General features: G+C 30.2%; 18 protein-coding genes, 2 tRNA genes and 3 rRNA genes. 13 read left to right on the top strand and 10 right to left on the bottom strand.

The window, feature by feature from the left end:
• Positions 1-2 precede the first annotated feature (2 nt).
• Entirely contained in the window at positions 3-575 is a 573-nt protein-coding gene (locus tag AFAEC_RS02135; protein WP_026806407.1) for a YigZ family protein, read from the bottom strand.
• Positions 576-678: 103 nt separating this feature from the next.
• On the opposite strand from AFAEC_RS02135, the gene AFAEC_RS02130 reads away from it, so the two are divergent.
• The 8 genes from AFAEC_RS02130 to AFAEC_RS02095 all read left to right on the top strand — a co-directional run bounded on the left by AFAEC_RS02130 (position 679) and on the right by AFAEC_RS02095 (position 7,174).
• A complete protein-coding gene (locus AFAEC_RS02130; RefSeq protein WP_051487623.1) occupies positions 679-1,152 on the top strand; it encodes a hypothetical protein in 474 nt (157 codons plus the stop codon).
• Complete coding sequence (gene tlyA / locus AFAEC_RS02125; protein WP_026806409.1) at positions 1,149-1,856, top strand: 23S rRNA (cytidine-2'-O)-methyltransferase TlyA; 708 nt, start codon at positions 1,149-1,151, stop codon at positions 1,854-1,856. The genes AFAEC_RS02130 and tlyA overlap by 4 nt, the downstream gene beginning before the upstream one ends.
• Positions 1,825-2,661, top strand: coding sequence for a bifunctional riboflavin kinase/FAD synthetase (locus AFAEC_RS02120; RefSeq protein ID WP_026806410.1), 837 nt, complete (start codon positions 1,825-1,827; stop codon positions 2,659-2,661). Before tlyA ends, AFAEC_RS02120 begins: the two co-directional genes overlap by 32 nt.
• A 20-nt stretch (positions 2,662-2,681) precedes the next feature.
• Positions 2,682-3,389: a carboxy-S-adenosyl-L-methionine synthase CmoA gene (cmoA, locus tag AFAEC_RS02115; protein WP_026806411.1), complete on the top strand. Its 708-nt coding sequence runs from the start codon at positions 2,682-2,684 to the stop codon at positions 3,387-3,389.
• Between the two features lie 122 nt (positions 3,390-3,511).
• Positions 3,512-4,024 (top strand): thioredoxin-dependent thiol peroxidase, encoded by a 513-nt coding sequence (gene bcp, locus AFAEC_RS02110; protein WP_026806412.1) that lies wholly within the window; start codon positions 3,512-3,514, stop codon positions 4,022-4,024.
• Entirely contained in the window at positions 4,024-5,007 is a 984-nt protein-coding gene (locus AFAEC_RS02105; RefSeq protein WP_026806413.1) for a plasminogen-binding N-terminal domain-containing protein, read from the top strand. The genes bcp and AFAEC_RS02105 overlap by 1 nt, the downstream gene beginning before the upstream one ends.
• Positions 5,004-6,392, top strand: coding sequence for an FAD-binding oxidoreductase (locus tag AFAEC_RS02100; RefSeq protein WP_026806414.1), 1,389 nt, complete (start codon positions 5,004-5,006; stop codon positions 6,390-6,392). The genes AFAEC_RS02105 and AFAEC_RS02100 overlap by 4 nt, the downstream gene beginning before the upstream one ends.
• A 2-nt stretch (positions 6,393-6,394) precedes the next feature.
• Complete coding sequence (locus AFAEC_RS02095; protein WP_225442391.1) at positions 6,395-7,174, top strand: YihY/virulence factor BrkB family protein; 780 nt, start codon at positions 6,395-6,397, stop codon at positions 7,172-7,174.
• 1 nt (position 7,175) lies between these two features.
• Here the strand turns inward: AFAEC_RS02095 and AFAEC_RS02090 are convergent, their stop codons facing one another.
• Complete coding sequence (locus tag AFAEC_RS02090; RefSeq protein ID WP_026806416.1) at positions 7,176-8,879, bottom strand: sensor histidine kinase; 1,704 nt, start codon at positions 8,877-8,879, stop codon at positions 7,176-7,178.
• A 77-nt stretch (positions 8,880-8,956) separates the two neighbouring features.
• Here AFAEC_RS02090 and AFAEC_RS02085 point away from each other — a divergent pair, with 77 nt between their 5' ends.
• The 5 genes from AFAEC_RS02085 to AFAEC_RS02065 all read left to right on the top strand — a co-directional run bounded on the left by AFAEC_RS02085 (position 8,957) and on the right by AFAEC_RS02065 (position 14,315).
• Positions 8,957-9,640, top strand: a complete 684-nt coding sequence (locus AFAEC_RS02085; protein ID WP_026806417.1) for a response regulator transcription factor — start codon at positions 8,957-8,959, stop codon at positions 9,638-9,640.
• Between the two features lie 86 nt (positions 9,641-9,726).
• Positions 9,727-11,856 (top strand): TonB-dependent siderophore receptor, encoded by a 2,130-nt coding sequence (locus AFAEC_RS02080; protein WP_026806418.1) that lies wholly within the window; start codon positions 9,727-9,729, stop codon positions 11,854-11,856.
• A 53-nt stretch (positions 11,857-11,909) separates the two neighbouring features.
• Positions 11,910-12,215 (top strand): hypothetical protein, encoded by a 306-nt coding sequence (locus tag AFAEC_RS02075; protein ID WP_026806419.1) that lies wholly within the window; start codon positions 11,910-11,912, stop codon positions 12,213-12,215.
• 8 nt (positions 12,216-12,223) lie between these two features.
• Positions 12,224-13,807, top strand: a complete 1,584-nt coding sequence (locus tag AFAEC_RS02070) for a PepSY-associated TM helix domain-containing protein (protein ID WP_026806420.1) — start codon at positions 12,224-12,226, stop codon at positions 13,805-13,807.
• A 13-nt stretch (positions 13,808-13,820) separates the two neighbouring features.
• A complete protein-coding gene (locus AFAEC_RS02065; protein WP_026806421.1) occupies positions 13,821-14,315 on the top strand; it encodes a hypothetical protein in 495 nt (164 codons plus the stop codon).
• Positions 14,316-15,280: 965 nt separating this feature from the next.
• Here AFAEC_RS02065 and rrf read toward each other — a convergent pair.
• From rrf to AFAEC_RS02025, 8 genes are all read right to left on the bottom strand, one after another.
• Positions 15,281-15,396, bottom strand: a 5S ribosomal RNA gene (gene rrf / locus AFAEC_RS02060).
• A gap of 202 nt (positions 15,397-15,598) precedes the next feature.
• Positions 15,599-18,511, bottom strand: a 23S ribosomal RNA gene (locus tag AFAEC_RS02055).
• A 350-nt stretch (positions 18,512-18,861) separates the two neighbouring features.
• Positions 18,862-18,937 (bottom strand) — tRNA-Ala (locus AFAEC_RS02050).
• Positions 18,938-18,962: 25 nt separating this feature from the next.
• A tRNA-Ile gene (locus AFAEC_RS02045) sits at positions 18,963-19,039 on the bottom strand.
• 105 nt (positions 19,040-19,144) lie between these two features.
• Positions 19,145-20,662, bottom strand: a 16S ribosomal RNA gene (locus tag AFAEC_RS02040).
• Together the 16S, 23S and 5S rRNA genes with 2 tRNA genes alongside form the textbook arrangement of a ribosomal RNA operon.
• Before the next feature lie 571 nt (positions 20,663-21,233).
• A complete protein-coding gene (locus AFAEC_RS12195; RefSeq protein WP_026806520.1) occupies positions 21,234-21,737 on the bottom strand; it encodes a c-type cytochrome in 504 nt (167 codons plus the stop codon).
• Between the two features lie 63 nt (positions 21,738-21,800).
• Complete coding sequence (gene clpA, locus AFAEC_RS02030) at positions 21,801-24,011, bottom strand: ATP-dependent Clp protease ATP-binding subunit ClpA (RefSeq protein WP_026806519.1); 2,211 nt, start codon at positions 24,009-24,011, stop codon at positions 21,801-21,803.
• Positions 24,012-24,014: 3 nt separating this feature from the next.
• The gene (locus AFAEC_RS02025; RefSeq protein WP_026806518.1) at positions 24,015-24,314 is read right to left on the bottom strand and encodes an ATP-dependent Clp protease adaptor ClpS; all 300 of its coding nucleotides are present in this window, start codon (positions 24,312-24,314) and stop codon (positions 24,015-24,017) included.
• Positions 24,315-24,352 lie beyond the last annotated feature (38 nt).

Genomic DNA, 24,352 nt, shown 5'->3' with positions numbered 1-24,352 from the left:
TATTATAGTATCTTAATTTCTCTTGGAAGTAAAGTTTTTAAATGGATAAATTCATCTTTTGAAAGAGAAATATCTACTCTAACAGTTAAGTTAAAATCTTTATTTAAAATAGCTATATTATTTTGATTTAATAGGTACTCCAATTGTGATAATAAACTATATTCACACTCCAAAGAGTAGCCTTCTTGCTTTTTGTAAGAAGAAAACTCTGCAATTTTTATCACTTCATTTACACTATTTCCATAAGCTCGAACCAAGCCACCAGTTCCAAGCTTTACCCCACCAAAATATCGCACAATAATAACTGCACTATTTATAATCTCGGCACCACTTAAAACTGCCAGTGCTGGTTTTCCACTCGTTCCTTTTGGTTCTCCATCATCACTTGAATTTTCTACAATTTGTTCAAATTCATTTAAATATCTATAAGCATATACAAAATGTACAGCTTTTAAATATTCAGCTCTTAATCTTTGCATAGTTTTAGAAAAATCACTAAAAGGAAACAAATAAGCTATAAATTTTGATTTTTTTTCTTCTATAGTAAAAGTAAACTCTCTATTTACAAATTTCATTTTATATCTATTATCTTTTTTTATATTAAATTCATTTTATAACATTTAAGCTAATATTGTTATAATTTTTCAAAATTTTAATTAATTATTAAAAAGGTATTTTATGGAAATTTCAATAAATAATATCTCTTCTGTAAATTCAAATATAACTTTAAACTATGAAAATATGGATTCAGTAACAAAAGAGAAAGAAAAAGATGTTTTTGATTTATTCTTAGAAAAACTAGAAATAAAGAAAACTGAAGAAAAAGAGCAAGAAGCTCTTTTAGAGAATTTGGATTCTGTTGCAAAAACTGGTTTTACTAAAGATGAGCTAGAATTAATAAAACAGATTTTTGAAGAGTTACAAAAGCGTAGAGCAGAATCTACTCAAACATCAAAAAATCCTGAAGATTATATTAAAGATTTACAAAATGATTTACAAACTGCAATTTTTAAAGCTACAGGGAAACAAGTAAAGTTAGATAAAGATTTTGTGAATAGCTTTTTAAATCAACAAAATAATAACACTGAACTTTTAGCAAAACCAACTATAGATGAAGAGCTAAGATTATTATATAATCTTAAAAAAATATGAGATTAGATTTATACTTAACTACAAACTTTAATATTCAAAGTAGAAACAAAGCAAGTGAACTCATAAAATCCAATAAAGTAAAAATAGATGGAAAGATTATATCAAAAGCTTCATTTATAGTTGAAGAAGATATGAATATAGAGCTACTTGAAGAGGATTTTTATGTTTCAAGAGCTGCTTATAAATTAAAATTTTTTCTTGATGAAATAAAAATAGATTTGAATAATTTTATAGCTCTTGATATAGGAAGTAGTACAGGTGGTTTTACACAAATTTTACTTGAAAATGAAATAAAAAAGGTTATTTGTGTAGATGTTGGAAGTAATCAACTTCATGAAAGAATTAAACACAATAGTAAAATAGAGTTTTTTGAAAACTGTGATATAAGAGATTTTAAAAGCGAGATTTGTTTTGATATTATAACTTGCGATGTCTCTTTTATCTCAATATTAAATATAATTGAAACTATAAACTCTTTAAATTTTAAAAGAATAATTATTCTTTTTAAACCACAATTTGAAGTTGGAACTGGTATAAAAAGAGATAAAAAAGGTGTTGTTAAAGATAAATTTGCAATAGAAAAAGCAAGAGATAAATTTTTAAGTAAAACTTTAGAATTAAATTGGAAATTAGAAAAAAATAGCATTAGTAAATTGCAAGGAAAAGATGGAAATGATGAAGAACTCTTCTATTTTAGTAGATAAAAAAAATATTAAAAGTATAGCAATTGGTGGATTTGATGGTATGCATATTGCTCATCAAGAACTTTTCAAACACTTAGAAAGTTTTGGAGCAATTGTTTGTATTGAAACAGGCTATGCAAACCTCACGCCAAAAAGCTTCAGGCAAGAGTACACAAACTACCCAATATACTATTACATTTTAGAAAACATTAAAAAACTAGATGGTTTAGAATTTATAAAACTTTTAAAACAAGAGTTTCCAAATCTTAAAAAAATAGTTGTTGGTTTTGATTTTTGTTTTGGAAAAAATCGAAAACATTGTATAGAAGATTTAAAAAATCTTTTTGATGGAGAAGTTATAATTATAAAAGAGATAAAAATAGATAATTTTCCAGTTCATTCAAGATATATAAGAGAGTTCTTAAAAGATGGTGAAATAAAAAAAGCTAACAAATTTTTGGGGAAAAACTATAAAATTTATGGAACTTCTATAAAAGGTCAAGGTTTAGGAAAAAGTGATTTTGTACCAACAATAAATTTAAGAGTTGATAACTTTTTATTACCAAAAGATGGAGTTTATATCACAAATACTATAATTGATAATATAGAGTATAACTCTGTAAGTTTTATAGGAAATAGAAAAACAACAGATAATAATTTTGCAATAGAGACTCATATTTTAGAAAAAAATATAGAGTTTGAAAATCCCCATATATCTATTAAATTCATTGAAAAAATAAGAGACAATAAAAAATTTGATAACTTTCTTGAACTAAAAAATCAAATCTTAAATGATATAGATATTGCCAAAAAATACTTTTATTAATTTTTAGATAAAATATAAGAATGATTGATAAAGTATTTAATAAAACTATTTCAAAACAGTTCGAATTTGATGAAGAAGTGGCTTCAGTATTTGATGATATGCTAGACCGTTCTGTTCCATTTTATAAAGAGATGCAAAGATTAAGTATTATTTTTGCAAATAATTTTTTGCAAAATGGTTCAAAAGTGTATGATTTAGGTTGTTCAACTGGTACAACTCTAATCGAATTGTCAAAAAATTGTAATAAAGATTTAAAACTAATAGGAATTGATAATTCAAAAGCTATGCTTCAAAGAGCAAGTAAAAAAGCAAAAGCCTTTGGAGTAGATATCAATTTTGTTTGTAATGACATTTTTGATGTAGATTTAAAAGGTGCAAATGCTGTTTTTTCAAACTATACTTTACAATTTATAAGACCTCTACAAAGAGAAAAATTGGTAAAAAAAATATATGATAGCTTAGAAGATGGTGGAGTTTTTATATTTAGTGAAAAATTAGTTTCCCAAAATAGTACTTTAAATAAACAATTTATTGATGAATACTATAATTTTAAAAAAAATCAAGGTTATAGCGAATTTGAAATATCTCAAAAAAGAGAAGCTTTGGAAAATGTTTTAATCCCATATACAGAAGATGAAAATAAAAAAATGATAAAAGATGCTGGATTTACTCACTGCGAAATGGTTTTCAAATGGGTAAATTTTGCTACATTTATAGCAATAAAATAACAAAGGCTTTATTTTTAAAGCTCTTTAGAGTTTACCTCTTTAAAAGGAAATTCTTTCTTTTAAAGAAGTTAAAAAATAATAGTTCCCTTTCAAATTAGGGAGCTAATTTGAAAGGAGAATATATGCTAAAAATTGGAGATAAAGCCCCTACTTTTTGTGCTTCAAACCAAGATGATACAGAGATTTGTTTAAGAGATATTGTTGGGAATTGGATAGTTCTATATTTTTATCCAAAAGATTTAACACCAGGTTGTACAACACAAGCTTGTGATTTTACAAATAATCAATTTTTATTTGATAATTTAAATGCAACAATCATTGGTGTAAGCCCTGATGATAGTGATAAACATAGAAAATTTATTGAAAAATATGATTTAGGAATTACACTTTTAGCAGATATTGATAAAAAAATGTGTCAAGATTATGGAGTTTGGCAACTTAAGAAATTTATGGGTAAAGAGTTTATGGGTGTTGTAAGAACAACTTTCATTATAAATCCAAAAGGAGAGATTGCTTATATTTGGGATAAAGTAAGTGTGAGAAAAACAAAGAGTGTAAAAGGTGAAAAAATTGAAGTTTTACATGTAGATGAAGTAAAAGAAAAATTAGAAGAGTTACAATCAAAGGAAAAATAATGAGAAAATTTTTAAATAAAGTTTTATTAATTGGTGCTTGCACACTATTTGCAAACAACTTATTTGCTCAAGAGACAATATGCTATAAAAATGGAGTAACTTCTCCTTCAGAAATTGAAACAACTCCTTTAAATGGAGTTGTTTGTCAAAATCAATTATCAGTAAATGATATGAAAAAAGATGGTTGGAATATTTTAGATATTCAAATTGCAACAGTTGATGGAAAATTAAACTATTCATACTATTTCTATAAAACAGATTCTTTAAGAGCAACTCCAGAAATTAGTCCAGTAAATCAAAAAGCTGAATTTTCAACAAGACCAATTGGTACAAAAATAACAAATATAGAGAGTAACAAAAGTACAATTGATATTGGAAACTTAATTATTGGACAAACTGGAATTGTTGTACATATTTACGATAATGATAAAAGATCTATTGTTGCTAATGCAAAAGTTATAAGCTCAAATCAAAATTCATCTGTTGTTGAATTTTTTAGCTTTGATGATTTAAAACAAGATGCTCTTCCAATGACAAATAGAGGAGTTGCATTAAATGATGTTTTAGTTTTAAACTATATGTATAACTCATCTCTTTTAATTACTCCAAACTTTGATACTTTTCAAGCTGTAAGAAATGAATTTAAAGAAAATAACTTTATTCATTCAGATATTTTTGCAGCAAAATTAAAATATAAAAATAGACCTTATCCATCAAAAGAGGATATTCAAGAGTTTGCAATTGAACAAAATTTAGGAACAATTTTCTTTGTATTAGATGGGAAAATCTTTGTTGTTGATTCTAAAACATTTACTATTCTAGACTCGTACAAATTTGTATTTGACCAAAAAGAGCAACAAATCCCTTTTTATACAAGAGTTGAAGATATAGAAAGTCCATTTTATCAAATTGCTTTTATCTTTGGAGATGAAAAATTAGCTTACAACGATTACTATAAAAAAGTTTTAGGATTAAAAAAATGATAGATAAAAAACATTTAGAATATATTACTTCTATTGTTGGAGATGAAAATATAAAAACAGATAGAGCTCATTTAATTGCTTTTTGCTATGATGCAACAAGAAGTAGATTTGAACCAGATGCTGTTGTTTTTCCAAGACATGAACAAGATATAAGTGATATTTTAAAATATTGTAACGAACATAAAATTGTAATAGTTCCAAGAGGAGCAGGAAGTGGCTTTACTGGTGGAGCATTACCATCAAATGGTGGAATTATTTTAAGTTTAGAGCGACATATGAATAAACTTTTAGAAATTGATATGCAAAATATGGTTGGAGTTGTTCAACCAGGACTTATAAATATGCAATTTCAAAAAGCAGTTGAAGAGGTTGGGCTTTTTTATCCACCAGATCCAGCAAGTGAAGAGTACTCAACATTAGGTGGAAATGTAAGCGAAAATGCTGGTGGTATGAGAGCTGCTAAATATGGAATAACAAAAGATTATGTTATGGCATTAAGAGCTGTTTTACCAAATGGAGATATTATTGTTGCTGGTAAAAAAACTATAAAAGATGTTGCTGGATACAATACTGCTGGAATTTTAATAGCAAGTGAAGGAACTTTAGCAGTTATTACTGAAATAACTTTAAAATTAATTCCAAAACCAAAATTCAAAAAGACTTATATGGGAGTTTTTCCTAGTGTAAATAGTGCTATGACAGCTGTTTTTAAATCTTTAGCAGCTGGAGCGAACCCTGTTGCTATGGAGTTTTTAGACTCTTTAGTAATAAAAGCTTTAAAACAAAAGTTTCCTCATATTAGTTTACCCCAAGATGCAGGTGGAATTTTAATTGGTGATGTAGATGCTAGTAGTATTGCTGAAATTGATGAACAACTAAATATCTTAAAAGAGTCATTTAAAGAAAATGGCTCTATTGATTTTATAGTAGCAAAAGATGAGGAAGAAGGTAAAAAACTATGGTTTGCAAGAAGAAATGCAAGTCCAGCAACTATGGTTTTTGGAACAAAAAAACTAAATGAAGATATAAGTGTTCCTAGAAGTAAGCTTCCAGAAGCTCTTGATGAGATTTATAAAATCGGTGAAAAGTATGGTTTCCAAGTTCCTTGCTTTGGACATGCAGGAGATGGAAATATCCATGTAAATGTGATGGTAAAAGATAAAACAAATGCAAAAGAAATGGAAGATGGACATAAAGCTATCGAAGAAATTTTCCAGCTTGTTGTTGATATGGGTGGAACTTTAAGTGGAGAGCATGGTATTGGAATATCAAAAGCTCCATTTATGAATATAGCATTTACTGAAGCTGAGATGAATCTATTTAGAAATATCAAAAAAGCTTTTGACCCAAACAATATTCTAAACCCTTTTAAAATGGGATTATAATCTTGAAAAGTGGTGAAATTGGAATTTTAAAAAAAATAATAAGTAGTGTAGATTCATTTTTCAATGATGACACTACTTATTATGCAGCAAGTTTAAGCTTTTTTACCATTTTCTCAATTTTACCAATAATTGCGCTTGGAATTGCAATTATTTCAAGTTTTCCAGAATTTAATTCCTATTTAGAAATTTTTAAGAATTTTTTATTTGACTTTTTAAATCCAACTCACTCTAACGAAATAGTTGAAACTCTTAAAAACTATATTTCAAACTCAAATAAATTAGGGTTTATCGGAATTTTATATATGCTTTTTGTATTTATAATGTTTTTTAAAGATTATGATTATATAGTAAATAAAATCCATAAAACACAAAGAAGAGCAATTTATAAATCATTTTTTATATACTTAATTCTTTTTATTGTTTTTCCAGCTATTTTTGTAGTCATTACTTATGCAAACTCTTTGCATGATAACAATATTTTTAAATTTATCTCTAGTTTTGTATTTACGTGGTTTATGTTTTTTGCCCTATTTAAATTAAGTATTAATAAAAAATTATCTATAAAAGCAGTTTTAATTTCATCATTTCTAACTCTTTTTGTACTTTCAATTACAAAAAATCTTTTTGTCTATTATGTAGTTTATAACAAAACATATACAACAATTTATGGCTCTTTAGCAACTCTATTATTTACATTTTTATGGATATACATCTCTTGGATTATATATTTATATGGAATAAAAATTTGCCATAGAATTAATCTAAAAGAGCTAAAAAGTTAGTTTAAACCTTTATTAAAAAAGTAGCTCCAAAATCTCTATTTTCAACCTCTATTCTCCCTTTAAAATGAGACTCTATAATCATTTTTGACATATAAAGCCCTATTCCACTACCTTTTTGTTTTGTAGTAAAATATGGATCAAAAATTAAATCTATATTCTTTTTCTCTATTCCTCCACCATTATCCATAACTAAAACTATTGAAGTTTCATCTTTTATATCAAGAACTATTTTGATTTCTGGGTTTTCTATATTTTTTGCTATTAATACATCCTTTGCATTTGTTAAAAGGTTTAAAATAACTTGTGAATATTCATTTTCATAAGAGTTTAACTCTTTATCATTTTTTATTTCAAACTTAAAATCTATTTTCTTATCTTTAAAAATAGGTTTCATAATATCTATAGCTTTTTGTATAGCAATACTTATATAAAATAGCTCTTTCTCTTTATTTGGTTTATAAAAATCTCTAAAATTATCAATAGTTTTTGACATAAAATCCAATTGTAGATTTGACTCCTCTATCTTATTTCTTATATAATCTTTATCTAACTTATCATCTTCTAAATCCAATTGTAAATTCATATTTATAAATCCTAAATGTGTCAAAGGTTGTCGCCATTGATGAGCAATATTATTTATCATCTCTCCCATAGAAGCTAATTTACTTTGATGAATTAGAAGTTTCTCTTTCTCATTCTTCTCTTTAACAAGATTATGTAACATATACCCCAAAGCAAAACTAAAAATTAAAGACTCTAACGGTGTTCCAATATGTACAATATAAATTCCACTAATAGGAGTTATATAATATTCAGCTAAATAGATAAAAATAGATACAACCATCCAGCCAAGTGTATATATTATTGCACTTTTATCTCCTTTAAATATAGTTATTACTCCAGCAATAGCAGGTATTAAAATACCTATATAAAAAGGCATATAAATATATAAAATAGAATATTTATATATAAAAATTGCTATTAAATCTAAAATATTTAATATAATAAAAATATTTAAAAGAATATGAACATTAGGTACTCTTTCCTTAGTTTTTAGAATAGCTTGAGCAAATAAAAGGGTAAATAAGAAACTAAGAGTTTCAGCAATATCAACTAAAGCTTGAACTGTAATTGTAGGGTGTGACTTATAACTAAAATAGACAAATCCAACTAAAGATAATAAAACAAAAAGTTGCATTAAAGAGTAATACAAAAAACATCTCATTTTTGTAGAAAAATAGATAATCAAATAGTATAAAAAAGCACAAAAGATTATCCCATAAGCAACTCCATATAAAATACCCTCATATCTTAATAAATAGTTGTATTCAAAATCTGTTATATATTTCCAACGAAACTCAGCAATCTTTGGCTCTTCATACTTATATTTAAAAAATATCTCATTTTTTTGATATTTATCTAATTTCACAAATATAATATCATTTATAATCTCATAATTGACATTTGTATAAACTAAACTATCTTTATTAGAAACTATTTGTAAATAATATACATCATCTGCTAATCGTTCTAAATCTAACTCAAACTTGATAGTAAATTCTTCTAAGATTTTATCTTGATAATCTCTAAATCTAAGCTCTTTAAAATGTATATGATCTTCTGCTACATAATCTTTAATAAACCATTCATATTCATAGCTATAAAGATTTGATATAAATAAAATAAAAAATATAAGGTGTTTCATTTTATCATTATATCAATAAAACATTTAATACTGATATTAATTATTAGATTTATACATTTTTTTAGTATAATTCTTCTATGAGTAAAAATGAGTTTAAAAATATAAAAGTTCTGTTTGTTGAAGATGAAGATAACATTCGTATAAATGCTATTTCTTATCTAAAAAGGTTATTCGATGAAGTTTATGAAGCAAAAGATGCTTATGAAGCTTTTGAAATAGTTGAAGATAAAAGACCACATATCATAATAACAGATATAAATATGCCAAATATAAATGGTTTAGAGATGATAAGAAAGATTAGACAAAAAGATAGTAATACTAAAATCATAATTTTAAGTGCTTACACAAAAACAGATTATCTACTTGAAGCAGTTGAACTAAATCTTGAAAAATATCTAGTAAAACCTATCCGTCATGATACTTTATTCCCTATTTTAAATAGTTGTGTCGAAAAACTGCAAAATAAAGGTAAAAATAAAAAATATTTTTCAGAAAATTGCTATTTTGATATATTAAATAAAAATTTATATAAAAATGGAAAGTTAATAAAATTATCAAATAAAGAGTTAGATTTTTTAACATTCTTTTGTGAAAATGCTAATACCCTAATTGATTATGAAACTATTCAATCCTTAGTTTGGAAAAACTCTAATATGAGTGAAGATGCACTAAGAGCAGTAGTAAAAAAGCTAAGAAAAAACCTACCTGAAAACTGCTTGGAAAACTTCTCAAAAGTTGGTTATAAAATAAATATTATATAGAGGACATTTTTTAGACATTTTTTTTTGTTACAATTCTTTTCTATTCTATATTAGTAATAGTTATTATAATTAAAAGAAGGAAAGAGATGAAAAGCAAAAAAACAATAATTCCATTATCACTTTGTGTAATAATGGCTTTAGGAACACAACTTTTTGCTGAAACTATCAAGCTAGATGATATTACAGTTTCAGAAAATAGAGGAGGAGTACTACTCTCTGATGGTATTACAGAAAACACAGACTCATATACGACAAAAAGTATGAATACCGCAACTAAATTAGAATTAAGTCCAAGAGAAACTCCTCAGACTTCATTAGTTTTCACTAGACAAAAACTAGATGACCAAAACATAACTTCATATCAAGATTTATTAGCAAAAACTCCAGGAGTTACACTAAATAAATGGGATGAAAGAGTATATCCAACAGCAAGAGGTTTTTCTATAGATTATAATCTATATGATGGAATGCCTACTTATTCAATAGCTGATTATGGAGCAAATGATACTGATTTAATAATTTATGATAGAGTTGAAATAGTAAAAGGTGCGAATGGACTTATGACAGGTGCAGGAAACCCTGCTTTAGGTTTAAATTATATTAGAAAACATGCAAATAGTAAAGTATTTACTGGAAATATAGATTTATCTGCTGGTTCTTGGGATAATTATGGTAGTTCAGTAGATATTTCAACTCCATTAACTACTGATGGAAAAATTAGAGCAAGATTTGTAGCTAAACATCAAGATAAAAAATCATATATGGATAATTATGAAAAACAAACAGATGTTTTCTATGGTGTAGTTGATATGGATTTAACAGATACTACTTACCTATCTTTAGGTGCTAGCTATGAAAATATTCAAAGAGATGGAATTAGATGGGGAGGAATGCCAGCTTTTTATAGTGATGGAACGAGAGCTACTTTTGATAGAAAAAAAACAATTTCAGATGATTGGACATATTGGAACAATAAAACAAAAGCTTATTTTGTAGATTTTAAACAATATGTTTATAATAATATCTCTTTAAATTTAGCATATTCAAATAGAACAATGGATTCAAAAACAGCATTAGCATATTATTGGGGAACAGTTAATAAATCTACTTTAATGGCTGAAACAGGTGGTGGATTATATAACTATGAGAGTGAAGCAAAAGAAAAAGAAAATAATTTAAATATTTATGCTTCTATACCTTTTGAATTAGGAAAACTAGACCATGAAATAATTACTGGTTTTGGATACAACAAATATGATTTTAAAAAGAATAATTTTGAAGGAACAGGTTATATTAGTGCTTCATCTTTAAACTTTAATAATATAAATATTACAAATCCTAATCTAAGCCCAAATACTCCTACTTTAGAACTTCCTAGTAAAACTACACAAAAAGGTTACTATTTAGCAGGAAAATTCTCTTTAATGGAAGATTTAAAACTTATAACTGGACTTAGAGTTTCTTCTTGGGAATATCAAGCTAATAATGGAAATGGTAATAGAAATTTTGACAATGAAATAACACCTTATGCAGGCTTAGTTTATGATATAGATGATAATCACTCAATTTATACAAGTTATACAAGTATCTTTAAACCAACAAATAGAAAAGATATAAGTAATAAATATTTAGACCCTGCAGAAGGAAAATCTTATGAAGCAGGTATTAAAGGAGAGTATTTTGATGGAGATTTAAATACCTATTTATCTATTTTTAGAATAGAGCAAACTGGATTTAGAGACACAGGAATACCAATTCCTAATAATCTTAGTAATGCCTATGAAAGAATCGATGGTGTTGTAAGTAAAGGTTTTGAACTTGGAGCTTCTGGAAATATCACTGATAATTTTAGTTTAGATTTTGGATTAGCAAATTTTGAAGCAAAAAATCCTGATGGTAGTAAATATAATACAGACTCTTCAAGAACAACTGCAAATTTATGGGCTAAATACACTATTAATGATTATAGATTTGGAGCAGGATTAAATTATAAAAGTAAACAATATATTAAATCAAATATGTTTAACACAAATATTACTCAAGATTCTTTTATAACTGCTGATTTAATGGCTGGATATAAAGTAACTAAAAACTTAGATTTACAATTAAATATAAATAATCTATTTGACAAAAAATATTATGAAGGTATTGGAGATAACAGTATGGTTTATGGAGACCCTATAAACTTCACTGCTGGAATGAAATATTCATTCTAATTTAGAACTGGGAATTTATTTCCCTATTCTTCAAAAAAATAAAAAGGAGTAAAATGATAAAACAGTTAAAAATTCTAAGTGTACCTGAACAAAGTGGTAAAAAAATAGGTCTATTTAGAACAATTTTATCTATTTTTGGTGGGTTATTAGTTGCATACTTAAGTATGACTACCCTTATTTTCTTAATCCCTGGAAGTGCAGGAGAATCTATAGTTGTTCCTCTCCTTTTAAACACTCTAGTTTGGGCATTTACTGCTTTATGGATTAGTTTAGCTTACAGCAAATTAAGTGCGATATTAAGAGTTGTTATACCAACTTTTATATTTTCAATCTTACTAGCTATTTTATATAATATTTAGAGAAAAAAATGAATCAAGAATTATCACAACAAGAAAAAAAGAAATTATTTAATCAAAGACTTCAAAGAGTACATACAACTACAGGAGTAAGTTTTTCACTTCTTATGTATTTAGCTCTGTTTTTTGGAATGTTTGCTATTTTACTTCCATATATTCAAGTTTGGGAAAAACCTTCAAGACACTTTAAAATGGCTGATATTACAACTATTGACTATACAGCTATGATAGATCCTGTTTTAGCTAATCCAGACTATCCAAAAATAAATCCAATCACTATAAATTTTCCTGGATATATGCAAGACCCTGCGTTGAAAATATCAACACAATTTGTAAAAACAAAAGTTTTTAATCCAAATACAAATTTAGAAGTTCAAAATGAAGATGATTTATCTGAACTTGCTTGGTTTTTAAACTCTATGCACTATGGACGACCATTTAAAGAAATTGGAATTTATACTTTTGGATTTATGGCTGTGGGTGTTATGTTTTTAGTTATTGGTGGAGTTTTATTAATCCTCAAAATAAAATATAAAAATAGTACAACTTCTAAAACAGGATTTTTCTCAAAATATCATAGAAAAATCTTTATCTTCACTTTTGCACCTTTTATAATCATTACCTTAACTGGTGCTTTAATGAATATAGGATATAAAGGTTCAGTACCTATGACTTATCTTGCTTCAAAAGGTGAAACAAGTGAGATTTTTGATTTGACAGGACCAGTTTTATATCCAAAAGAGCCTACACTCGAACTAAAAAATGATAATATTCAAATGCTTCCTATAAATGAGTTATTAAAAAAAGCAAAACAAATAGCTCCTCAAATTGATTTCCAAAGAGTAAAAATTATAAATTGGAATGATAGTAGTGCAATAGCAAAGTTTGAAGGTTACAATCCTTATATGCCATTTTTAAATGGTATTTCAAATAAACCAAGTGTTACTTTAAGTGGTGTTGATGGAAGCTTAATCTCACAAAAAACTGTTATGGATAAACATTGGAGTGGTCTATTTTATGATAGTATCTTCTTTTTACACTTTTTATTTGGAGTGGATAACTTTACTAGATTTTTTATCCTATCTTTAATGATTTTATCTACTTTTGCTATTGGATTTGGGGTAATGTTATTTTTAGAGAAAAAAGCTAGAAAACTTCCAAGTGATACTCCAACTTATCAAGGTTTCGGAAAACTATCTTTAGCTGTTATGATAGGAGTTATTCCTGCAACAGGTTTATTATTCTTTTTACAATGGCTATTACCTTTTGATATGGAAAATAGAGTAATAATTCAAAAAGGACTTTTTGCTTGCTTTTGGGTAGGAACTTTTGCTTACTCATTTTATAAATTAAACTCATATCAAACAGCAAAAGAGTTTTTGTATATAGGTGGATTTTTATTTATACTTAGCCCAATAGTTCACTTTATAAATAGTGGATTTACCCCAATAGAGTTATATTTAGAGCAAATGTATACTATTTTAGGTGTTGATATAGCTCTATTTATATTTGGTTTAATTTTACTTTACATAGCTAAAAAATTACCTGTCAATAAAGAACAAATCCAAAAATTTTGGATAAAAGAGATAAATTAAAAAAGGAAAAATATTGAAAAAGTTAATACTTATATTACTAATATCATTTACAGCACTAATAGCTCACGAAGATCTTACTTTAGAGCTAGTTGATAATAAAGATAATACTATTACAATAATAGGAGATGAAGAACATCATCAAGGACTTGCAGGAGCTTTAATAAAAATAGAATCTCTTATTTCAGGAGAACTTCTTTTTAAAGATAGATTACCAAAAGATAGTAAAATGACTATTCCTATTCCTAAAGAACCATATCAAGTAGTTCTTGATACTACTGATGAAGTTTTAACAAAAATTGGAATTGCTCCAATAGAGGGATTTAAACAAGAACATCAATTAAAAGCAGATGAAGTTATAGCAAAACTCTCAAAAGAGTCTCATGATGAAGATGAATGGGATAGTTTAACTATCTTGTTTTTTAGCTTATGTTTGATTATGTTTATAATAGCAATTTATTATAGTAATAAAAATACAAATAGACTCTTAAATAAACAAAAAGACAATTAAAAATTTCTAATAAAAGTGTCTATAATATTGAAATAACAAGAGTTTCAGTAAGTATTTACTGAAACTTTTATTATATTTCTTTAAATATTCATTATTGTAAAATAACTTTAAGTATGAGTTTTAAGGTATTTATTTATCATTATGATTAAGTTTCGAATAAAAAATCAGATAAAATATTTCCTTTTTGAATACCTTGGAACTCATACTTAAACTTATAAAAATTAAAAAAGCCAATTATAATATCTACAAGACTCAAATACAATTTCAAATTTTTTATTCTTTTTAACTCAAATTCGATTTAACTCAACTTTATAAGAATTAATAAATATATTAAAGCTAAGAAATAAAGAAGAATAGTAAAAAAAAGGGGGGGGTAAAAAATAGGAGCAATTTAAAGAACTAAAAAATAGAAAAGTCAAAGAAAAAAGTATCTATTAAGAAAGTAAAAAAGAGTAAAAACCTAAAAGATAAAGTTAAAAACATAATAATAAAGGAATCGAGAAAAAATAAAACCTAAATTATTCTATAAAAGAATTATTACAAAACATTTCTTAAAATTAGATTAATTATACAAAAGCTTTTACTACAAATAGGTTAAATTGAGGGAAAAAGAGCTTTTAATGGATAAAAGAATAAATAGATAAGAAAATAACAATAAAAGAGGTGGCTAAAAAGGATAAGAAGCTAAAATAGCTATTACATTAAAAAGGAATAGATAGTAATTTAGGTAGATGAAATGTATTAATAACTCAAAAAGAAGATGGGAGGGGGAGGAAGCTAAGAAATATAAAGTATGAATAAAAAAGGAATATGATTTAAACTAGAAAGAGAGGATAGAATAAAGTTTTGTCTAGAGCTTCGATAAATTGCAATGTGAAAAAAAGTAGGTAAAAAAAAAGCTTAGCACGATATACTGATAATAGTATAAAGAGCTAAGCTTTTGTGTGTATGTAAAAACTCAAAAGAGCTGGCGGCGACCTACGTTTCCACAAGGGGACCCTGCAGTATTATCGGCGATGAAGTGCTTGACTGCCAGGTTCGGAATGGTACTGGGTATTTCCACTTCTCTTTAACCACCAACAAATTTGAGTAAAAAAAGTTAAAGTATAAATGCTTAAAGAATATTGTAATTCTAAAAGGATTAACTCTTTCTACTCAAATTGTGATATTTGAGAATCTAATGCTAAAGTCTTTATGCTTTCATATTTGTATAACTACATATAAATCAACAAATTAAACATAAGTAAAATATGCTTAATAAGATAGTAAACCAAAGAAATGATTAAAATAAGCCAAACGTTCTATTAGTACTGGTCAGCTAAAGGGCTTACACCCATTACACACCCAGCCTATCAACCAGCTAGTCTTGCTGGGAACTTCAGGGAAAGTTCATCTTAGAGTTGGCTTCGAGCTTAGATGCTTTCAGCTCTTATCACATCCCAACGTGGCTACCCAACGATGCTCTTGGCAGAACAATTGGTACACCAGTGGTTGGTTCATCCCGGTCCTCTCGTACTAGGGACAAATCTCTTCAACTTTCCTACGCCCACGGAAGATAGGGACCGAACTGTCTCACGACGTTCTGAACCCAGCTCGCGTACCGCTTTAAATGGCGAACAGCCATACCCTTGGGACCGACTACAGCCCCAGGATGCGATGAGCCGACATCGAGGTGCCAAACCTCCCCGTCGATGTGAGCTCTTGGGGGAGATCAGCCTGTTATCCCCGGCGTACCTTTTATCCTTTGAGCGATGGCCCTTCCACGCAGAACCACCGGATCACTATGACCGACTTTCGTCTCTGTTCGACTTGTTGGTCTCACAGTCAAGCTAGTTTATGCCATTATACTCAACAAGCGATTTCCAACCGCTTTGAACTAACCTTTGTAAGCCTCCGTTACTATTTAGGAGGCGACCGCCCCAGTCAAACTACCCACCAGACATTGTCCTGAAAGAGGATAACTCTTCGCAGTTAGTAACTCAAATATTCAAGGGTGGTATCTCAAGGATGGCTCCGACTCTACTGGCGTCTAGTCATCATAGCCTCCCACCTATCCTGCACATGAATATCCAAGCTACAGTGTCAAGCTGTAGTAAAGGTGCACGGGGTCTTTCCGTCTTTCCGCGGGTAGGAGGAATTTTCACCTCCACTACAATTTCACTGGATCCCTCTTTGAGACAGCTCCCATCTCGTTACGCCATTCATGCAGGTCAGTATTTAACTGACAAGGAATTTCGCTACCTTAGGACCGTTATAGTTACGGCCGCCGTTTACTCGGGCTTCGATCAAATGCTTCGCGTGAGCTGACATCATCAATTAACCTTCGAGCACCGGGCAGGCGTCACACCTTATACATCCACTTACGTGTTAGCAAAGTGCTGTGTTTTTGGTAAACAGTCGGGAGGGACTCTTTGTTGCAACCTCTTTAGCTTTTTGAAGCAAGTTCATATACCAAAGTAGGCACACCTTATACCGAAGATACGGTGCTAGTTTGCAGAGTTCCTTAAAGAGGGTTCTTCCACGCGCCTTAGAATACTCATCCCACCCACCTGTGTCGGTTTACGGTACGGGCAACATATAATATACTTAGTGGCTTTTCTTGGCACGACAGTATCATCGATTCTCCATCTCCTCCGAAGAGTGTCAAGAGCCTGTAAGATCTCGGTCTAACGTTAAGCGGATTTGCCTACTTAACAACCTACATCCTTCGAGCCACACTTCCATCCGTGACCTCGATTAACTCTATGCGTCCCCACATCGCGCTTATATGTTGGTATTGGAATATTAACCAATTTGCCATCGTCTACCCCTTTCGGACTCGACTTAGGACCCGACTAACCCTACGATGACGAGCATCGCGTAGGAAACCTTGGGTTTTCGGCGAAGGGGATTCTCACCCCTTTTAACGCTACTCATGCCTGCATGCTCACTTCTATCCGCTCCAGCACTCCTTACCGGTATACCTTCAACGCTGAATAGAACGCTCTCCTACCACTCAATTAAAATTGAATCTAAAGCTTCGGTGTACATCTTAGCCCCGTTATATTTTCCGCGCAGAATCACTAGACCAGTGAGCTGTTACGCTTTCTTTAAAGGATGGCTGCTTCTAAGCCAACCTCCTGGTTGTCACAGTAACTCCACATCGTTTTCCACTTAGATGTAACTTAGGGACCTTAGCTGTTAGTCTGGGTTGTTCCCCTCTCGACGACGGATTTTATCACCCACCGCCTGACTCCTGTGATTCCACATATAGTATTCATAGTTTGATAGGGTTTGGTACCGCGGTAAGCAGCCCTAGCCCATTCAGTGCTCTACCCCTATATGCTACAACACAAGGCTATACCTAAATATATTTCGGAGAGAACCAGCTATCACGAAGTTTGATTGGCCTTTCACCCCTATCCACAAGTCATCCCAAGACTTTTCAACGTCAGCGGGTTCGGTCCTCCACTGGCTCTTACACCAGCTTCAACCTGCTCATGGATAGATCACTTCGTTTCGGGTCTGCAGCATCTGACTATGTCGCCCTATTAAGACTCGCTTTCGCTACGGCTTCGCACTTGGCTTAACCTTGCCAGACACCACAACTCGCAGGCTCATTATGCAAAAGGCAGTCCATCACCCTGATAAATCATAGGGCTCTGAATGATTGTAAGCTAATGGTTTCAGGTTCTATTTCACTCTGCTCGCTGCAGTACTTTTCACCTTTCCCTCACGGTACTTGTTCACTATCGATCTGTAAGTAGTATTTAGGATTGGAGGGTGGTCCCCCCAGCTTCAGTCAAAATATCACGTGTTCCGACCTACTCAGGATACCATTAAAGTTATTGAGAATTTTAATTACAGGAGTTTCACCTTCTATGCTACACTTTTCCAAGTATTTCATCTATCCTCTTTAATCTTATATCATGGTCCTACAACCCCCAATGCAAGCATTGGGTTTGTCCTAATCCGCGTTCGCTCGCCGCTACTTACGGAATCTCTTTTGATTTCTCTTCCTCTAGCTACTGAGATGTTTCACTTCACTAGGTTTGCTCCCCGTAGGGTAATATAATTCTCATTATATTGGGTTGCCCCATTCAGAAATCCACGGATCAAAGCTCTTTGGCAGCTCCCCGTGGCTTATCGCAGCCTAATACGTCTTTCTTCGCCTCTTACAGTCTAGGCATCCACCATTAGCCCTTAATAGCTTATATACGGAGCCTAAAAAAATCTTACGATTTTATTCAGGTTCCTTTTTTCTTGCCTATAAATATAATTTCTTATATTTATAAATTTGATAATATTCTTTGGCTACTATCTTATTAAACATATATATCTCTATATACTCTAATAATCTAGTTGTGTTATCTATAGTTAATTTAATATCTCTATTAAATTTTAGATATGAAATTTTTTTGTTTTAAAATTAAATATTTCTATTTAACCTTACGAAAAAAATTAAAAGACTTTAACATTATATTTTTAAATATCTTTAGAAACTTCTATTTAAAGCTCTAATATAAATCTTATATCTCTATAAAACTTATATTAAATCTCTCTTTAGTGGTGGAGAATAGCGGGATCGAACCGCTGACCTCCTGCGTGCAAAGCAGGCGCTCTCCCAGCTGAGCTAATTCCCCACTCTAATCTTTTAAGATTATTTAATGGTGGGCCTATCAGGACTTGAACCTGAGACCTCACGATTATCAGTCGAGCGCTCTAGCCAGCTGAGCTATAGGCCCATTTCACCTATTTATCAAATAATCTTTATAAACCGAATATATTATCTTGATTTTCTTTTTTTCTCTTTTGAATCATTAAGAAACAAATCTTAATTCTATTCTCTGAAAGGAGGTGATCCAACCGCAGGTTCTCCTACGGTTACCTTGTTACGACTTCACCCCAGTCGCTGAATCCACTGTGGAAGGTAGCTATTTTAGCATCCCCGCTTCGAATGAGTTCAACTCCCATGGTGTGACGGGCGGTGAGTACAAGACCCGGGAACGTATTCACCGTAGCATAGCTGATCTACGATTACTAGCGATTCCAACTTCATGTAGTCGAGTTGCAGACTACAATCCGAACTGGGAGGTATTTTATAAGATTTGCTCCACATCACTGTATTGCCGCTCTTTGTATACCCCATTGTAGCACGTGTGTAGCCCTGGACGTAAGGGCCATGATGACTTGACGTCATCCTCACCTTCCTCCTACTTGCGTAGGCAGTCTCCTTAGAGTTCTCAGCCGAACTGTTAGCAACTAAGGACGAGGGTTGCGCTCGTTGCGGGACTTAACCCAACATCTCACGACACGAGCTGACGACAGCCGTGCAGCACCTGTATGCAAGTTTCTGCAAGCAGACACTAATCTATCTCTAAATCATTCTTACTATGTCAAGTCCAGGTAAGGTTCTTCGTGTATCGTCGAATTAAACCACATGCTCCACCGCTTGTGCGGGTCCCCGTCTATTCCTTTGAGTTTTAATCTTGCGACCGTACTCCCCAGGCGGTACACTTAATGTGTTAACTGCATTACTGCAAGATCTAGTCTCACAACAACTAGTGTACATCGTTTAGGGCGTGGACTACCAGGGTATCTAATCCTGTTTGCTCCCCACGCTTTCGCATCTCAGCGTCAATAATGTTCCAGTAGATCGCCTTCGCAATCGGTATTCCTTCTGATCTCTACGGATTTTACCCCTACACCAGAAATTCCATCTACCTCTCCCACATTCTAGATTAACAGTTTTCAAAGCAGTTCTATAGTTAAGCTATAGGATTTCACTTCAAACTTATCAATCCGCCTACATGCTCTTTACGCCCAGTGATTCCGAGTAACGCTTGCACCCCCCGTATTACCGCGGCTGCTGGCACGGAGTTAGCCGGTGCTTATTCATATAATACCGTCATTATCTTCTTATATAAAAGGAGTTTACGCACCGAAATGTGTCATCCTCCACGCGGCGTTGCTGCATCAGACTTTCGTCCATTGTGCAATATTCCCCACTGCTGCCTCCCGTAGGAGTCTGGACCGTGTCTCAGTTCCAGTGTGACTGATCATCCTCTCAAACCAGTTATGTGTCATTGTCTTGGTAGGCCATTACCCCACCAACTAACTGATACAATACAGGCCAATCTCTTACCGATAAATCTTTCCCTTATTAACTTATGTTAATAAGGAGTATAAGGTATTAGCAAACGTTTCCATTTGTTATCCCTTAGTAAGAGGCACATTACCTATACATTACTCACCCGTGCGCCACTTAGCTGACAACTATAGCAAGCTATAGCCCGTTCTCGTTCGACTTGCATGTGTTAAGCACGCCGCCAGCGTTCACTCTGAGCCAGGATCAAACTCTCCATAAATTTTTTATTCTATATTTAAAGTATGTATTTATATACATAAAAATTAAATATCTTTTATCTTTTTATAGTGTTTGAAACTGACATATTTTATAATTACTCTAAATTTCTCAATTTATTGTTAGTTACAAAATTATCACTCAAATTTATAGACAAGAATTTACTTCTTGTTCTTTTTTATTTTTTTTGAATATCAAGTTTAACATATTCGGTTTACAAAGATTACTTCACTTCTTCTTTACAAACTTACTTATCCTTTTAAAGATCGTAATTTTAACCCTCTGTGGTCAAATTGGACGGGAATTATAATAGGTTTTTTCCACTTTGTCAAGAGGTTTCTTATTAAATCTAGCTTAAATTTGCGGATTTGTCGCTTTTAACATAAAATACTCGATTCTTTGGGCTTTTATCACTTAAAATTATTTACATTAATTGAAAATTTAATAGGAACTTAAAAAATAAATCCTCTATTTTAAGTATTAAGTATAAGTTTTTTATAAAGAAAAGAAAAAAGAGAGCTTGGACTCTTGTGCTTTAAGATTCTCTTTGAGAAAGTCCAAGTTCTAAAAATATTTTAAAGTTTTGAGATAAAATCTGCTAAAGCACTAATTTGTTCAGGAGTTTTTGACTCAACATGAGGCTTCATAATACCTTTCATAACTCCTCCATAACTTCCATCTTTGTAACCATTTAATGCTTTGATTACTCTATCTTTATCCCAACCAGCAATTACTTGAGATTTTCCTAAAGCTTCTTTTTCAGCTTTTTGTCCATGACAAGATGTACATGTTTTAAATAAAGCTTCTCCATCACTATCATTTACTACTGCTATAGTTTGTGTTACTTCCTCTTTTTTAGTTTCAGCAGCTTTTGCTTCTTCTAGCTTTTTTTCTTCATCTTTTGGAGTTTCTACTTTTTTTTGTTCTTCTACCTTAATCTCTTTTTGTTTTACTTCTTCAGCTTTTTTTTCATTAGTTTGAACAAGCTCTTGTTTTGATGTCGTTTGCTCTTTTTTCTCTTCAGTACAGCCAACAAATAGCAATAGTGCAGTTGCAGTAATAACTAAACTCTTTTTCATATTTTCCCTTTATATTTTATTTAATTTAAAATTGTATCAAAGTGATTGTAAAAGAATTGTGTTTCATAAACTATATTCAAATACAAACTCATCTTTAAAATCTATTTTTACTAAACCACCTTTTTTAAGCTTTCCAAATAAAATCTCATCTGTTAATGGATTTTTGATTTTATCTGATATTACTCTATTTAAAGGTCTTGCTCCCATTGTTTTATCGTATCCCAATCTTGCTAATTCATCTTTTGCTTTTTTACTTATTTCTATTTTAATTTTTTTAGTTTCTAATTGCTTTTCTAAATCTTCAATAAACTTTCCAGCAACTTTAGAAACAATATCTAAACTTAAACTATCAAAACTAACAACTGCATCAAGCCTATTTCTAAACTCTGGAGCAAAAAATTTATTTATAGCCCTATTTTCATTTAATTTTTCATTTTTTGCAAATCCCATAACATTTGCTTCAGTAACTCCTAAATTTGAAGTCATTATTAAAATAACATTTTGAAAATCTGCTTTATTTCCACTATTATCTGTTAATTCTGCATTATCCATAACTTGAAGTAAAATTGACATTAAATCTGGATGAGCTTTTTCTATCTCATCAAGCAGTAAAACTGTATGAGGATGTTTTCTTATACTTTCAGTTAAAAGTCCTCCTTGCTCAAATCCAATATATCCAGCAGGTGCTCCAATAAGTCTTGAAACAGCATGAGCTTCCATATATTCACTCATATCAAATCTTTCAAAATGAATTCCCATTTGTAAAGACAACTCTTTTGCCACTTCAGTTTTTCCAACTCCTGTTGGTCCAGTAAATAAAAAACTTCCTATTGGTTTTTTATCAAGACCTAGTCCCGCTTTATTTATTTTTATTGCCTGAACTATTGAATTTATAGCTTTATCTTGTCCAAAAACTCTTTTTTGCATATTTTTTTCTAAATTTTTCAGAAGAGATAAATCAGATTTTGTAGCACTTCTTGCTGGAATATGTGCCATTTTAGAGATAGTTTCTTCTACATCTTTTGAACTAATTGTAATGTTTGTATCATTTTTTACTTTTAAAGTTTTAGATAACTCTATTTTTTTACTAGCTCCTACCTCATCTATAACATCTATTGCACAATCTGGTAGAAATCTATCTTGAATATATTTTTTACTCAATTCAACTGCACTTATAATAGCACTCTTAGAGTATTTTACTTTATGATACTCTTCATATTTTGACTTTAACCCCTCTAAAATCAAAATAGAATCTTCAATAGACGGCTCATTTATATCAACTTTTGCAAATCTTCGACTAAGTGCCTTATCTTTTGCAAAATCATTTCTATACTCTGCAAATGTTGTAGCTCCTATACATCTTAACTTTCCATTTGCTAAAAGTGGTTTTAATATATTTGAAGCATCCATAGCACTTCCACCAACACTTCCAGCTCCAACAATAGTATGAATTTCATCTATAAATAAGATTGCCTTTGGAATTTTTGAAATCTCTTTTAAAAGTGATTTTAATTTTTTCTCAAAATCTCCTCTATATTTAGTTCCTGCTAACATTGAACCCATATCAAGTGAAAATATTTTTGAATCTTGTAAAAAATCTGGCACTTCATTTTTAGCAATTTTTAAAGCTAATCCTTCAGTAATTGCTGTTTTCCCAACTCCTGGCTCTCCAACTAAAAGTGGATTATTTTTCTTTCTTCTTCCTAAAATTTCTATAACTCTTTCTAACTCTTTATCTCTTCCAATAACTGGGTCTATTTGAGATTTTTTAGCAATTCCTACAAGCTCACTTGAATTATCTTCTAAAACCTTATCACTTTTATCATCTTTTTGCTCATCATTTTGTTCTTCTGGTTTATGAGAAATCTCTTCTAATATATCAACTCTTTGAATTCCCAATTTTTTCAATAAATATGTAGCATAAGCTTTCTCATCTTTTAAGATTGCAACAAACATATCTTCAACATTTGCCTTTGTTTTTCCACTACTTTGAGTATGTGCAACCATATACTCAATAGTTGAAGATAGAGCCAAAGTCTCTATTGGTTCATCTATAATTCCATCTGGAAGTCTTGGAGTATTTGCTTCAATATATTTTTTTAAATCTTCAAACAAAACCTTTGTATCAACTCCTAAATCAATAAACATATTTTCTATTGTTACATCATTTATAAGCATCAAAAAAATATGTTCTAATGTTAAATATTCATGTTTATTTGTTTTTGCATAGCTAATTGCTTGTGCAAAAATATGTCTTAACTCTTTACTAATCATTTTTTACTCTTCTTCCATTATAGCTTTTAAAGGAAAGCCCTTTTCTCTTGCCAAACTTTTTACTTGTGCAACTTTTGTACTTGCAATTTCAAAACTATAAACCCCGCAAAGACCTTTTCCATTATTATGAACACTTAACATTATTGCTTCCGCTTCACTTATTGTTTTTCTAAATACTTTTATTAATACATCAATTACAAAATCCATAGTTGAATAATCATCATTCAATAAAAAAACATTATACTTTTTTGGTTCTTGTACTTCTAAATCTTCATTTAGTTCTATTTCTATCTCATTACTCACATAAAACCCTTATTATTTTTACTATGATAAAATCATTT

The organism is Aliarcobacter faecis (assembly GCF_013201705.1).
Taxonomy (GTDB): domain Bacteria; phylum Campylobacterota; class Campylobacteria; order Campylobacterales; family Arcobacteraceae; genus Aliarcobacter; species Aliarcobacter faecis.
The sequence above is the reverse complement of the archived record's forward strand: the minus strand, read 5'-3'. Positions and strand labels throughout refer to the sequence as shown.